Origin of the sequence: Lysobacter sp. Hz25, assembly GCF_046097045.1 — a bacterium.
Taxonomy (GTDB): Bacteria; Pseudomonadota; Gammaproteobacteria; order Xanthomonadales; family Xanthomonadaceae; genus Lysobacter; species Lysobacter antibioticus_B.
The window spans coordinates 5,140,311-5,153,828 of sequence record NZ_CP175666.1 but is presented as its reverse complement, the minus strand read 5'-3'; the positions used below and the strand labels follow the sequence as shown (position 1 = coordinate 5,153,828).

At 60.5% G+C, this 13,518-nt stretch carries 12 protein-coding genes and 1 pseudogene; 9 read left to right on the top strand and 4 right to left on the bottom strand.

Translation table 11 applies throughout. The features are described 5' to 3' along the window. Positions 1–38 precede the first annotated feature (38 nt). The 6 genes and pseudogenes from gstA to ACKN61_RS21305 form a co-directional block, all read left to right on the top strand. A complete protein-coding gene (gstA, locus tag ACKN61_RS21330; RefSeq protein WP_408951134.1) occupies positions 39–653 on the top strand; it encodes a glutathione transferase GstA in 615 nt (204 codons plus the stop codon). A 35-nt stretch (positions 654–688) separates the two neighbouring features. Then, positions 689–994 (top strand): DMT family transporter, encoded by a 306-nt coding sequence (locus ACKN61_RS21325; RefSeq protein ID WP_408951133.1) that lies wholly within the window; start codon positions 689–691, stop codon positions 992–994. Positions 995–1,118: 124 nt separating this feature from the next. Further along, positions 1,119–1,667 (top strand): REP-associated tyrosine transposase, encoded by a 549-nt coding sequence (locus ACKN61_RS21320; RefSeq protein ID WP_408951132.1) that lies wholly within the window; start codon positions 1,119–1,121, stop codon positions 1,665–1,667. Between the two features lie 1,082 nt (positions 1,668–2,749). Continuing rightward, the gene (gene aceE, locus ACKN61_RS21315; protein ID WP_408951131.1) at positions 2,750–5,455 is read left to right on the top strand and encodes a pyruvate dehydrogenase (acetyl-transferring), homodimeric type; all 2,706 of its coding nucleotides are present in this window, start codon (positions 2,750–2,752) and stop codon (positions 5,453–5,455) included. Between the two features lie 72 nt (positions 5,456–5,527). Next, positions 5,528–7,015, top strand: coding sequence for an ankyrin repeat domain-containing protein (locus ACKN61_RS21310; protein WP_408951130.1), 1,488 nt, complete (start codon positions 5,528–5,530; stop codon positions 7,013–7,015). Between the two features lie 6 nt (positions 7,016–7,021). Further along, a pseudogene (locus ACKN61_RS21305) lies at positions 7,022–7,225 on the top strand (hypothetical protein); the annotation flags it as partial. A 52-nt stretch (positions 7,226–7,277) separates the two neighbouring features. Here ACKN61_RS21305 and ACKN61_RS21300 read toward each other — a convergent pair. Both ACKN61_RS21300 and ACKN61_RS21295 read right to left on the bottom strand, forming a co-directional pair. After that, the gene (locus ACKN61_RS21300) at positions 7,278–9,599 is read right to left on the bottom strand and encodes a UvrD-helicase domain-containing protein (RefSeq protein ID WP_408951129.1); all 2,322 of its coding nucleotides are present in this window, start codon (positions 9,597–9,599) and stop codon (positions 7,278–7,280) included. Next, positions 9,599–10,462 (bottom strand): hypothetical protein, encoded by an 864-nt coding sequence (locus tag ACKN61_RS21295; RefSeq protein ID WP_408951128.1) that lies wholly within the window; start codon positions 10,460–10,462, stop codon positions 9,599–9,601. Before ACKN61_RS21295 ends, ACKN61_RS21300 begins: the two co-directional genes overlap by 1 nt. Positions 10,463–10,739: 277 nt before the next feature. Here ACKN61_RS21295 and ACKN61_RS21290 point away from each other — a divergent pair, with 277 nt between their 5' ends. Beyond that, positions 10,740–10,895, top strand: a complete 156-nt coding sequence (locus tag ACKN61_RS21290; RefSeq protein WP_408951127.1) for a hypothetical protein — start codon at positions 10,740–10,742, stop codon at positions 10,893–10,895. A gap of 99 nt (positions 10,896–10,994) precedes the next feature. After that, positions 10,995–11,291, top strand: a complete 297-nt coding sequence (locus ACKN61_RS21285) for a hypothetical protein (RefSeq protein WP_408951126.1) — start codon at positions 10,995–10,997, stop codon at positions 11,289–11,291. 11 nt (positions 11,292–11,302) lie between these two features. On the opposite strand, the gene ACKN61_RS21280 is transcribed toward ACKN61_RS21285, so the two are convergent. Beyond that, positions 11,303–12,244 (bottom strand): HNH endonuclease, encoded by a 942-nt coding sequence (locus tag ACKN61_RS21280; protein WP_408951125.1) that lies wholly within the window; start codon positions 12,242–12,244, stop codon positions 11,303–11,305. A 45-nt stretch (positions 12,245–12,289) separates the two neighbouring features. Next, positions 12,290–12,649 (bottom strand): helix-turn-helix domain-containing protein, encoded by a 360-nt coding sequence (locus ACKN61_RS21275; protein WP_408951124.1) that lies wholly within the window; start codon positions 12,647–12,649, stop codon positions 12,290–12,292. 482 nt (positions 12,650–13,131) lie between these two features. On the opposite strand from ACKN61_RS21275, the gene ACKN61_RS21270 reads away from it, so the two are divergent. Then, the gene (locus ACKN61_RS21270) at positions 13,132–13,461 is read left to right on the top strand and encodes a hypothetical protein (RefSeq protein WP_408951123.1); all 330 of its coding nucleotides are present in this window, start codon (positions 13,132–13,134) and stop codon (positions 13,459–13,461) included. Positions 13,462–13,518 lie beyond the last annotated feature (57 nt).

Below are 13,518 nucleotides of genomic sequence, written 5' to 3'. Positions count from 1 at the left end.
GTGCGCGGAAAGTATCGGCTTCCCGACTGGAGTACGCCATGAAGCTCTACTACACCCCCGGCACCTGCTCGTTCGCCCCGCACATCGCCATTCGCGAACTCGGCCTCGACGCCGAACTGCGCCGCGTGCGCCTCGGCGCCGACCCTCTGGTGGTCGCCGAAGGCCGCGACTTCCGCGAACTCAACCCGCTCGGCTACGTGCCGCTGCTCGAACTCGACGACGGCCGCGTGCTGACCGAAGGCGTGGCGATGCTGCTGCACCTGGCCGACCAGAAACCCGAGGCCGGCCTCGCCCCCGCGGCGGGCACGCCCGAGCGCGACGAACTGCACCGCTGGCTGAACTTCATAAGCTCCGAACTGCACAAGACCTTCAGCCCCTGGCTGTTCCATCCCGAATACGGCGAACAAGCAACCAACGTCGCACGCGAACGCCTGGCCAAGCGCCTGGCCGTGGTCGAACGCCACCTCGCGGATCGCGACTATCTGCTCGGCGACCGTTTCAGCGTCGCCGATGCCTACTTGTTCACCATCGCCGACTGGACCCGCCCGCTGAAGATCGCGCTCGACCCGTATCCCGCCTTGGCCGCCTACCTCGAGCGCGTGCGCGCACGCGACAGCGTCGCCGAAGCCCTGCGTCGAGAGAAAGCGCCATGATCGGAGAAGCCATCAGACCTTCCATAGCTTGGACCATGCTCATCGCCGCCGGCCTGATCGACGTGGCCTGGGCGCTGACCATGAAGCTGTCGCAGGGCTACACCAAACCCGGCTGGACCGCGGCCTCGATCGTCGCCCTGATCGCCTTCGTCTGGCTGTTAGGTCGCGCCCTGACCGCCTTGCCCGTCGGCAGCGCCTACGCCGTGTGGACCGGCATCGGCGCCGCCGGCACCGTGCTGATCGGCTCGATCCTGTTCGGCGAATCCATCACCCCGTTGCGCCTGGGCGGCGTCGCCCTGATCGTCGCCGGCATCGTGGTGTTGCGTAGCGCGCCGGGCTAATGCGCGGAGGAGTCTCCCCTGTAGGAGCGGCGTAAGCCGCGACCCCAAGTCGCGGCAAATCCCGACCTCCCACTCACTCCGCATCCGATGCCCGGTGCGGTGATCGACGGCCACGCTGTATCGCATGACCCCGTCTCCACCGCATCCTCCAGGACATGCCGCGCTTCGCCGCGGGCGTTGCTCCGAAACCCAAGGCATCTATCTGGTCACTTCGGTCACCGACGGCCGACGCGCGTTATTCGCTGACCCGGCCCTCGCCTCCGCGGCGACCGACGCGTTGCTCGATAGGCGTCTGTGGCCGCGTTCGCGCCTGCTGGCATGGGTGTTGATGCCCGACCACTGGCATGGTCTGGTCGAGCTCGGCGCGTGGGAAACCCTGCCGGACCTGATGCGCCGTCTGAAATCGAACACCGCGCGCCAGGTGCGCTTCGTGTTGCCGCTCGCGTGCAACGTTTGGGCCCCGGCCTATCACGACCGCGCCTTGCGGCACGAGGACTGCCTGCTTACGGCTGCCCGCTATCTGGTAGCCAACCCGCTGCGTGCCGGCTTGGTCCGTCGCGTCGGCGACTACCCGCACTGGGGCGCCTTATGGATCGAAGGCGTCCCGCCAACGGCGCGCGCCGCGCCGCCGCATACCCTTTATCGAACTACCCCCTCTGTAGGAGCAGCGTAAGCCGCGACCCAAGCCGCCGCGCACCGGCACCGCACGCCGTCGCCAGCCATGGCGTCTTAGGTCCCGATATCCCGCGCCGCCCGCCACAACCCCGCTTCGCCGGTCGCGGCTCACGCCGCACAAAAACGATGGCGCTACCCCTGTAGGAGCGGCGTAAGCCGCGACCCCAGCCGCTGCGCACCGGCACCGCACGCCGTCGCCAGCTATGGCGTCTTAGGTCCCGATATCCCGAACCGCCCGCCACAACCCCGCTTCGCCGGTCGCGGCTCACGCCGCACAAAAACGATGGCACTACCCCTGTAGGAGCGGCGTAAGCCGCGACCCCAGCCGCCGCGCACCTGCACCGCACGCCGTCGCCAGCCATGGCGTCTTAGGTCCCGATATCCCGCGCCGCCCGCCACAACCCCGCTTCGCCGGTCGCGGCTCACGCCGCACAAAAACGATGGCACTACCCCTGTAGGAGCGGCGTAAGCCGCGACCCCAGCCGCCGCGCACCTGCACCGCACGCCGTCGCCAGCCATGGCGTCTTAGGTCCCGATATCCCGCGCCGCCCGCCACAACCCCGCTTCGCCGGTCGCGGCTCACGCCGCACAAAAACGATGGCGCTACCCCTGTAGGAGCGGCGTAAGCCGCGACCCCAGCCGCTGCGCACCGGCACCGCACGCCGTCGCCAGCTATGGCGTCTTAGGTCCCGATATCCCGAACCGCCCGCCACAACCCCGCTTCGCCGGTCGCGGCTCACGCCGCTCCTACAAAAACGATGGCGCAACCTCTGTAGGAGCGGCGTAAGCCGCGACCGCGCGACCTCGAACGCCCGTGCCCCTCCAGATGACCGGCCCGGTATGCGACGTTTGGCCCTAACCCGGTCCCCAACCACACGCCCGCGTATCCCAGCGCCACCCCATCCACGACCCGCCAACCCGCCCAAACCGACCCGCCACCCCAAGCACACCCCTAGCCAAAACGGACTATTCCACCCTTTACAGCCGCCACCGCAAGCCGTAACCCCGTCACCGTTTGTTAGACTCGGTGCTCTAATCCGTCCCCCACCTTTGAGGCGCGGCCACGGGGCCGCGAGATCGATGAATCAGCCGCTTGCCAGCTCTTTGCACGACCTGCTCCAGAACGACCCCGATCCGACCGAAACCCAGGAGTGGGTCGAGTCCGTACAGGCCGTCATCGCCCGCGACGGTGCCGAGCGCGCGCATCAGCTGCTTGAGGGCATGGTCGAAGTCACGCGCCGCGCCGGCGCGCACCTGCCGTTCCAGCCCACCACCGAATACATCAACACCATCCCGCCGCACCTGGAGGCCAAGAGCCCCGGCGACGCCGCGATGGAATGGCGGATCCGCTCGCTGATCCGCTGGAACGCCATGGCCATGGTGGTGCGCGCCAACCGCAAGCCCGGCGACCTCGGCGGCCACATCGCCAGCTTCGCCTCGGCGGCCACCCTGTACGACGTCGGCTTCAACCACTTCTGGCGCGGCCCCGAAGGCGACCACCCCGGCGACCTCATCGGCATCCAGGGCCACAGCTCGCCCGGCATCTACGCGCGCTCCTTTCTCGAAGGCCGCCTGAGCGAATCGCACCTCGACAACTTCCGCATGGAAGTCGACGGCCGCGGCGTCAGTTCCTACCCGCACCCCTGGCTGATGCCGGACTACTGGCAGGTGCCGACGGTGTCGATGGGCCTGGGCCCCATCAGCGCCATCTACCAGGCGCGCAACTGGAAATACCTGGAAGGCCGCGGCCTGATGCCGAAGTCCGACCGCAAGGTCTGGGCCTTCCTCGGCGACGGCGAGACGGACGAACCCGAATCGCTCGGCGCCATCTCGGTGGCCGGCCGCGAAGGCCTCGATAACCTGGTCTTCGTCATCAACTGCAACCTGCAGCGCCTCGACGGCCCGGTGCGCGGCAACGGCAAGATCATCCAGGAGCTGGAAGGCCAGTTCCGCGGCGCCGGCTGGAACGTCATCAAGACCGTCTGGGGCAGCTACTGGGACCCGCTGCTCGCGCGCGACACCACCGGCAAGCTGCGCCAGCTGATGATGGAAACCGTCGACGGCGAATACCAGAACTGCAAGGCCTTCGGCGGCAAGTACACCCGCGACAACTTCTTCGGCAAATACCCGGAAACCGCCGCGCTGGTCGCCAACCTGTCCGACGACGACATCTGGCGCCTCAACCGCGGCGGCCACGACCCGCACAAGGTCTACGCCGCCTACCACGAGGCCGTGAACACCAAGGGCATGCCCACCGTGATCCTGGCCAAGACGGTCAAGGGCTACGGCATGGGCGCGTCGGGCGAATCGCTCAACCCGACCCACGGCACCAAGAAGATGGACGACGAAGCCGTCCGCCTGTTCCGCGACCGCTTCAACATCCCGGTCAGCGACGAACAGCTCAAAGACGGCGCCGTGCCGTTCTTCCACCCCGGCGAGAAGTCGCCGGAAGTCGAATACATGCTCGAGCGCCGCAAGGCCCTCGGCGGCTTCCTGCCGCAGCGCCGCCGCAAGGCCAGCACCGCGCTCGAAGTGCCCAAGCTCGAAACCTACGACCGCCTGCTCAAGAGCACCGGCGAGCGCGAAATCAGCACCACCATGTCGTTCGTGCAGGCGCTCAACATCGCCCTGCGCGACAAGCAGGTCGGCCCGCGCATCGTGCCCATCGTGGCCGACGAAGCCCGCACCTTCGGCATGGAAGGCCTGTTCCGCCAGCTCGGCATCTACGCCCCGCACGGCCAGAAGTACAAGCCGGTCGACCGCGACCAGCTGATGTACTACCGCGAAGACACCACCGGCCAAGTGCTGGAAGAAGGCATCACCGAAGCCGGCGCGTTCTCCTCGTGGCTTGCTGCAGCCACCAGCTACAGCACCAACGACCTGCAGATGCTGCCGTTCTACATCTATTACTCGATGTTCGGCTTCCAGCGCATCGGCGACAGCGCCTGGCAGGCGGCCGACATGCGCGCGCGCGGCTTCCTGCTGGGCGCCACCGCCGGCCGCACCACGCTTAACGGCGAAGGCCTGCAGCACGAAGACGGCCACAGCATGGTCCAGGCCGGGTTGATCCCGAACTGCCGCAGCTACGACCCGACCTTCAGCTACGAAGTGGTGACCCTGCTCCAGCACGGCATGCAGCGCATGCTGACCGAGCAGCGCGACGAGTACTGGTACCTCACCCTGATGAACGAGAACTACACCCACCCGGACATGCCCGAGGGCAGCGCCGAGGGGATCATCAAGGGCATGTACCTGCTGAAGGACGCCGGCAAGCCGAAGAAGGGCGAGCTGCGCGTGCAGCTGCTCGGCAGCGGCACCATCCTGCGCGAAGCCATCGCCGCGGCCGAACTGCTCGACAAGGACTTCGGCGTCACCGCCGACATCTGGTCCTGCCCGAGCTTCAACGAACTCGCCCGCGACGCCACCGACGCCGAGCGCCACAACCGCCTCAACCCGGAAGCCAAGGCCCCGCGCAAGCCCTACATCACCGAGCTGCTGGAAGGCCGCCAAGGCCCGGCGATCGCCGCGACCGACTACATCCGCATGTACCCGGAACAAGTCCGCGCCTTCGTGCCGATGCGCTACACCGTGCTGGGCACCGACGGCTTCGGCCGCAGCGACACCCGCGCCAACCTGCGCCGCCACTTCGAAGTCGACCGCTACTACATCGCCCACGCCGCCATCGCGGCCCTGGCGGCGGAAGGCAAAATGACCGGCAAGGACGTGGCCCGGGCGATCAAGCAGTACAAGATTGATGTGGAGAAGCCCAACCCCTTGGGCGTTTGAGGCTTCGCTTCCATCCAACCCGAAAAGGGCGGCCTGGCCGCCCTTTTCTTTATCAGCTCAGCAAGGACAGACATGGCCGTCGTACGTTGGATGATCGCTTTATCGTTGCTCCCCCTGGTCGCCTGCGCACAGACCACCACGCCGCCGCCGAGCGGCGCGCTGGCGAATGCCGCCGCCGGCCCCGACGTCGTCGAAGCCGCGCGGCTGATCGACGAGGTCAAATGCACCGACCTTGAGACTTTGGGGCGAATCGACGGACTGCTGAAAAAAGCCATTGCCGACGCGCGCCCCAAGATGAACTCCGCCGCCCTGGTCGAGCGTGCGCGCTACCAGTTGATCGCCGGCAGCGGGTGCACCACGAAAGCCAGTGACCCGGCGCTGGCCGGCGCTCAAATGAGTTTGACGATGGCGCTGCTGGCCGCGCCGGACTCTGCCGCCGCGATGATCCAGATGGCGCGGGTGAAAACCCAGATGGATCGCAACGACGAAGCGTTGGCCCACCTGAAAAAAGCGGAGTCCTTGGGCTCGCGCGACGCGCAGTTATACGTGCACCGCGCACTGGCCTACACCGCGATGAAAAATTGGAGCGCGGCCGACGAAGCCCTGCGCAAGGTGCCGGCCTGCCGCCTCGGCCACACCGTGCCCGCGCAATGCGGCGGCCGCCTCGGCGCGCAGGCCAAGATCGACCTCTACACCGCCATGAACGACCGCGACGCCGCCCTGCGTGCGTATCGCGAAGCCGTCGCCGCCTTCCCCACCTCTGCCTTCATGCACGGCAACCTGGCCGCCTATCTGATGAACACCATCGGTGACGTGGACGGCGCCATCGCCGAAGTCGACCAGGCGATGGCCATCCGCCCCTACGGCAAGCTGATGGCGACCCAGGCGATCGCCCACTACGCCAAGTGGGCGCAACTGCGTAACACCGACCCCGCGGCCGCCGCACAGTTCCGCGGGCAAGCCGAATCGACCCTGCCCCTGGATGCGGTGCTGTCGCAGGTTGCCTGCGGCATTGGCGGCAACCCCGCTACCCAAGCCCTCGCGGCTGCGCTCGTACAGGAAGGTATGTCGATCGACGCTGGCGATGCCAGCGGCAACACGGCGCTGATGACTGCTGCCGGCTGCGGCTTGCCCGCCGACCTGACTTGGCTGCTGTCGCAAAAAGCCTCATCGCGGAAGACCAACGATGACGGTTTCACCGCCTTGGCCCAAGCCGCCTACGCTGGCCGCCTGGATAACCTGGAAGTCCTGCTGCCTACCGCCGACCTGAGCGCCACCGACCGCGAAGGCGACACTGCGCTGCTGCTGGCCGCCTACGGCAATCACACCGATGTGGCGTTGCGCCTGATCAAGGCCAAGGCCGGCCTCGACCACGTCAACGCTCAAGGCGAGACTGCCCTGATCCGTGCCGCCCGCCGCGGCAACGACACTCTGGTGCGCGCGCTGCTCGACGCCGGTGCCGACACCAAACCACGCAGCCAGGGTGATTCGAAGGATGCGGCGGAGTCGGCCGAGGCAGCGGGCCGGAAGGATTTGGCGGGGATGATTCGCGCGCGCTAACGACAGCGCGAATGGTTGCCGGGCTTGAGCTCTATCAGCGGCGGTTCCGGCCGCGGTGATACGCGCGTCAAACTGCGCCACCACTTCTTCGCCAGCGCCGCAATCGCGGCGCTGGCGGCGGAGGGAAAGATGACCGGCAAGGACGTGGCCCGGGCGATCAAGCAGTACAAGATCGATGTGGAGAAGCCGAAGCCCGATTTTATGAATTGACATAATATCATTCGTTTTTTGGGGGGCGGCTAGTGGCCATCTCTCTTTTGTTCTAATTGGTCGCCAAAACTCCATGGGAAATTGCACTGGAAAAAATCTCGCTAGCGCCTCGTGCTTTTACTCCTAGAATTGCGACGCGATACTTCGCGCGTGTGATGGCAACATAAAGTCGCTGATGGGTCGCATAACTAATGAAGTTTTCGCTGTCCGCGGATTCGTGGTTGAATCGCGGAGGCACTCTTCCCTTATCCACTCCGACTAAGACGACGGCATCGAATTCTAGTCCGCCGACATAATCGGGTGTGGTTAGGATAAATCGCCCCGAGCTCCTGGCTCTCCGGACAACTTCCATGTCGCCGCGATGTTTGAGAAGCTCAATTGGTTTGTTTGCTGATTTTGCTTCGCGTTCCGCTGCGGAGTAAAGTTCGTTGCCGAATATGATGATGGCTACATCGCCGCGAGTGGATTCCATCTCATCGACGAATTTCTCGGCAGTCGAAAATGCATCGGATAGCATGGCGTCGTCGCTAACGGAAAACAGATATTGCGGTTGTTGGCACTTTTTCTCTTCAGTCTCTGTAAATGTGCTTGATGCAGCAGATAGCGGGTTGTCAAAATTCGTAAACAATGTGGCGCCCGCAGATGTGACGCTAAATGCCAAGTCTACGATGCTAGGCGCGCATCTGAATATTGAAGAAAATTTTACCGGCGATGAGCGTGCGGATATTTGGCCTTCCTCGCTACTCGCGCCGAACATTGCCTGATCAAAGTCAACTTGACTCCAGCCGCGATCGCCGAGGGACTGGGAAATATCGGCGGAATAGGCAATTGGAAAGTCGAGGTTGTTTCTCGTCAGGCGGTGAAAAATTGAAAGTTCGTTTATGTTAAAGAGATGGGTTTCATCAACGAATATGCTGTCATACCCTTCTTTTTCGCGTCGCCTGCGCCAGATTGGCGTAGAGAGCTGCTGCAATGCGCTCAGAACTACGTCGTCTGTATCGAACTGTCCACTAGCTCGAAGTCTTCGCTGATACGCATTGAATATGAGAAAGGTGAAAGACTTGTCCCCTTCATTTCGGGCGGGGAGCCCGTATGGAAGGCTTGAAAGTCTCTTGTACTTAGCTAGATCTTCATCGGCGCGGCCTTTAATCATTACGCTAATTTCGTGCTGTAACATCTCTGCGAGAAGCCATTCATCATTATCTCCGAGAAATTGAACATACTCGGCAGACATGTGCGGTCGATGACTATTTAAGTCGGTTGAGATTACTTCTTGCAAAGATTCAATGGCGTAGAGAAGTTGTGATTGCTTCGATTCGAAGGCGTCTCTATCGAGTAGCTCGGATTCAGATATTTCGTACCTCAGGAGCTCGCTGCAAAGCTCATGCAGAGTCGTTACTTTTACGGACTGCAGAGAAAACATATTTGTATCCTGGTTGTTCGTATCTATTTCAGGCTCAAACATGCTTTGAATATTTTTCTTTGTGGCCTCGCTGTGTGCGATAAATATGGAGCGATGCTCCTCATTTCTGGCTCTAGCTAGCCTTATTTGTGCAACGCATTTCAGTACGAGGCTAAGCGTCTTGCCCGTCCCTGCCGGACCTTCGATGCGATGAGGCGCGCTGAGCCGCTGGTTTATAAAGTCTTTCTGCGCAGTAGTTAAATAGTGGCCCCATTCGTCAAAATTGCAGCCCGCAATGGTTCCTTTGGCGCTACCTTCTTTCAGGCGTGTAACACTTAGGCTCTCAATCTGTGTTGGCTGTGGTTGAGCTTGCTTCAGTTCAATGTCTAGTTTTGCCACCGATTTCGGCAGTGATTCTATAGCCTTCCTGAAGTTTGTGACTGAAGCTACCTCGTTAGGGCCGTCACCTTCATCCGTTCCAATCCTATAAGCAAGTAGCTCAATTCCTTTTGATCTCTTTTCTCGCCGTTGCTTATCCGGAGCCAGCTCAACAGAGATTCTTATCGAAGATTGTGTGTTAATAGGGTAGGGGAATATAACGGCCTTTGTGCTGCCGGAAATTATTTTTTCATTTGAGGCTGGGCTCACTTTTGTCCATCGCCGCCTCGCAAATCTAAGAAGTTTCTGGAAGCGAGTTATAGAGTCTTTGTAAGTGCATTTATGAAAAATGGGGGCTGCATCAATATCAATAACAAGAAAATTGCTGTGCTGGCTCTTGTCGTTAAGAATGAATATGCCTTCCCCGCCGTCAATAACATGAGTATGTGTAGTCAATCTTTTATAGTCGCTTTCGCCTATTAACATGGCGGCAAAAGCCTTTCCTTGCTCAAAATCTTCAGATTGTAGAAAACGGTCTTGAACAATGTCCTCTGCGGCTTCTGAGTCGACAAAAATATATTTGTAGTCCCTCATTATAAAGCTCCTGCACTAAAATATTCACAGATAAATCTCGATTTGCTTTTATCAATGTCAGTCAGCCCAATTCGGCCGAACATCGTGCAGAACGCTTGCATAAAATGTTCGACCCAAGGGGAGTCTAGTTGAGCAATGGGGTAGGCAAAATCGAAACAATTGAAGTTGAGCTGTGAATAGTGTGGATTTGGGGCGGACTCTCTAATGATTCCATCTGCGAGGGCTAGTGCAATGTCTCTAGGTAGATATCTTACTTCTCGAAGAGTGGCTACGTAGCCTAGGTCGGATTTGCTCTCGGTCAGGTTGCCTATGGATTCAAGATAATAATGGCTTGTCAATTTGTGGCTTAGTAGATCAGACACAACTGAGCTCAAGGATTTTGGATGCTGCTTGCAAGTCTTCTCTACTGTTTTTCCAAAAGGGCGAGTGCTTTGTAGCGCTGCCTTTAATGACGTGATTGATTCTGCAAGAGCACGTGCCGTAGCCGCTTCTTTGTTCTCCCTTTCAGATTTCTTCGTCATGTCGCCCTCTTTAGGGGGCGGGAAGTGAGTGGATGCTATTTTTTCTGGTGCATATGAATCAATCAGGCTTGGGCTAAGTGCTTTTGTAGCCAACAAGTTAGCGAATTTGTTTAGATGCTCCGAAAGAGCTCTGTCGATTATGATTAATCCGCCGTCGCGATTTAGCCAGTCTTCTATTCTTACGACTGGGATGTAGTTTACGTATTGTGTTTTTTCGTGCGCGGCGTCGCACCGCGCGGTAATTACAATGCCCCATGTGGGGCAATCTTCATAGCCCTCCGCTTGTGCGCTGCAAAATATGGTTCCTTGAGTAAGTCTTCTTTGACTCGGCAGACTTATCATTGACGGCCCGTTCCTTCCAGTTTCTAGGGTTTGCCAGGTGGCAAACGTAATGTGGGTCGTGTTCCGGCCATCTCGAAGCATTTCTCATGTGTTGATGCTTTCTGCGATATCAGGCTCATATTCCGACGAAATGGCTTGTTGGCGAATCGTAATTGCGATATTCGCAATTGGTGGCGTCGATAAGTCTTTTGCTTTTATGTTGGATTGCGAGAGTGAGGTTTGGTTGCAAGCCCGTTCATGCCCTTGTTGAGCGATTGCACGTCGCATCGCCGAGGCCTTGGGCGTCCCGCTCGCCTTCCTCTACGCCGAAACCGGCACCATGGCCGAGGCCATCCTGACCTTGGGCCTGTTGTCCAAACCCGAGCAGCGCAAGGCCGTGGCCGACCTCAAGGCCCGCCTGACCGAGACGGTCGTCACCCGCAGCAAGGCCTGACCAGCGATCAAGCGGGCAGGCAGTTCGTTCGGGTTATAGGCGGCCGCCCAGCCGGCGCCGAGAGTGCGCGCATCGGATCTGCCGGATTGAGGTGGCGCTATGGGATGGCAAGCGGTGGTGTTTGGCGTCCTGGTGATGCTCAACCTGGGGGCAACGAGGGTGGTGCTGCACAGCGGCGGGTTCTCCCTCGCTCAGCAGCGATGGCAGCTCGCCCTGATCTGGTTGCTGCCGCTGATCGGGGCCGCGGTGTGCGTGCAGTTGGCGAAGACCGAAGCACGCGAAGCCGGCTTGGTGCTCTCGCAACACGATCCCCATGAGTACCCGGGCGACGGTGCCTACTTGGACGATGGCCCATCAATCTGTAGCTGTGGCGGCGCAGGTGAGGGTGGCGATTGATCCGCCTGGTCTCAAGTTACTGAGCCGACTAGGTCACCCATAAGATCGTCGATGGGATCGAGGCTCCTCTTGTAACGCCGCTCAAACACTTGCGTGCGGTGGTAATCGAGGTAGGTCGCCTGCTTCTCGCTAAACAAGCCGCAGTTCCGCCCTTGGCGTAGATTCAGGCCAAGCCGCTTTATCACGTCGGCTGGCAGGTCGCTGGTAACGATGAGGCTGCCTTTGCCTTCGAATGTGATCCAGCCGCGATCAAACAGCAGATCGGCTTGGGGAGTCAGCAACATGCCGTTGTGGGCATCGGTGCGCTCATCGCCACTCGTGCAGGCTGCCCAGGGCTTGATGTGGCTAGCGCGAAGGAAACGCAGATCTTGAATGCCGGTCAGTCGGCACTGCTTCTCGACGCTGAGCAGGCGTCTGCGAAACAACGACTGCTTGCTGCGAACTTCGACTAAGCGCGAAGAGACGGTGCTATCGAGCGTCTGATACGAGGCCTGGGGCTCTGCGACCTTATTGCCGGCAAAGAAGGCGCCGTCTTCTGCCGGGATTAGGCGAAAGACGATCGCGGTCCGCAAAGAGCCGCTAGTGTCCGGCGTATTAGGCCTCAGGTAGGACGACTGTTTGACGAACTCGCCGAGGTAACGATAAGGCTTACCGCGTCCCATCATCTGAAACAGCAGTAGCCTCTTGCCGTCGGCTACATGGTTCTCGATGGCCCGGTTGCCGCCGGTGTACTGCATGTCGCCGCTTTGGCCTTCGCCAAAATAATGGAAGACACGTTCGTCATCCCAGAAATCCTCATAGCCGTGCGACTTACCCGCCTCGCCGGTGAAGGCGATGATGAAGGGCTGGTCTTTGGGCGTAGAGATCCCGCCTTGCCTTTGGCCACCGAGCAATCCGTGTATTTCATTGCCGCGGTGGTAAAGCGCGCCAACTTCAAAAGGGAGGTCGATCACTGGGGCTTCGCCATGGCTGCGTCCGATGCGGGGGCGGAGAGGTGCTCAGTCTTCCAACAGGCCTAGCAACATCTTTTGTTTCTTGGCGGGCAGTCGACGGTAGCGGGCCAGCAATGCCTGCTCGTCCTGACTGTCTGCCGCCCGAGGGGACGGCTCGCTGGCTTTGCGGGTCTTATCAGTCTTTGCCGAGCCAGACCTCTTCCCCGTGATCAGCCAATCCAGCGTCACGTTGTCCTGGGCGAACACCTGTAGGAACAGCTCAAGGTGCCCCAGATTGGGCTCGGCCCGCCCGGTCTCCCACTTGGAGACAGTCGCCCCCGTGACCTCGAGTTCGAAGCCCAGCTTCTCCTGGGACCAGCCGCGAGCTTCGCGCAGGCCACGCAACCTAGAACCGAAAGTATCCATGGCCGGAGTCTGACCAAATCGGCAAGGACTTTCCTTTCCAAAACGGTTGACTTCTTTGATTCCATATTGGAAAGTTGTGATGTGTCCGATCTGGACATATCAGCCGGCCCTAGTTGCCGGCCTACTGAGGAGTGGACGCATGGATGCTGCCCTGAATGCGCGTCTCGCAAACGCCCGATTTGTTCGGTACTTGAGGCCGGGCGACGAGCCCGAGCTAGCAGTTCTGCAGCGCATCGCAGACGAACTGCGAGTGCCAATCGCCTACCTGTTTGCAGACTCGGACTTGCTCGCACAAATGGTGCTCGCCTTTGGGCTGCTATCAGAAAGGCAGCAGCGTAGGGCCTTGGCGCAGATCAAGCGGCACATATTCCCACCGTCTAAGTCGCACCGCTAAGATTGCGGGCATCGCTGAGATAAGGACATCAAAGATGACATCTAAGAGTGCGGCCATCGTAGGTTTCATGGCGAATCGCTGCGTCCTGATGTCTCTCATCATCGTGGCGGCGCTGGCTTTCACCGGTTGCTCTACCGAGGCAAACAAGCGGTCACTGCACGCCAGCGACCTCACCATTCAAACAGATGCCCACAACATTCTGCCGTCTCGCGCTTCGACGAAGGACGGAAAGCCCTATACGGGTGATGTCTACGAAACTTTCTTCGGTGGCAAGCAGCCGAAGAACTGCGCCGAGTGGGAGGGTGCCTTCATCGATGGTATGCCTACTGGCGAATTCAAGCTGTACACGAATTGCGGGCAGTTGGATTCCCTCTGGCGCTTCGAGAATGGCGCATGGGGCAAGGTCGAGAAGACATAGTCGCGAGAAAGCATTCCGGCGGGCGCTGAATAAACGGATTGACTATGGCTGGATGCA